General features: G+C 42.8%; 1 protein-coding gene. It reads left to right on the top strand.

Annotation, left to right across the window (positions count from 1 at the left end; genetic code table 11):
• Positions 1-59: 59 nt before the first annotated feature.
• The coding region (locus A3712_RS22860) for a phage tail-collar fiber domain-containing protein (RefSeq protein WP_063525183.1) at positions 60-453 on the top strand (394 nt) is incomplete at its 3' end.

Raw genomic sequence — 453 nt, 5'->3', positions numbered from 1 at the left:
GCTTCTTTGGGCCCTTATTCCATATCAATCACCCCAATTGAAATAATAGCGAGAACAATATGACATTAGCGGTAACCATTACGCATCATGGCTTAGCTGAGTGTATCAGCGCAAAGAATGCAGGCATAAAAGCCAAAATTGCCAAAATATCGGTGGGTGACCAGTCTTATACGCCCAGCCCTTCTCAGCAGGCGTTACGTAATGAGCGACAAATTGAAGATATTATTCAATGTGTCAACGTTAGCGATACCTCACTACAAATGGCGGCCAAGTTTTCAGGGGATAAAGAGTTCCCTATTGGCGAAATCGCTTTATGGTTAGAGTCGGGAACACTGCTTGGCGTTATTTCTGAACCAAATAAAACACTAACCTATAAATCAAAAGGGGCGCACGTTATTGTGCCTTTTACGATGAACTTTGAAGCCTTACCAAGCGATTCATTAACGGTTGTCG

The organism is Vibrio sp. HI00D65, from assembly GCF_001635455.1.
Taxonomy (GTDB): Bacteria; Pseudomonadota; Gammaproteobacteria; order Enterobacterales; family Vibrionaceae; genus Vibrio.
Note: the sequence above shows the minus strand (reverse complement) of the source record. Positions and strands in the feature narration are given on the sequence as shown.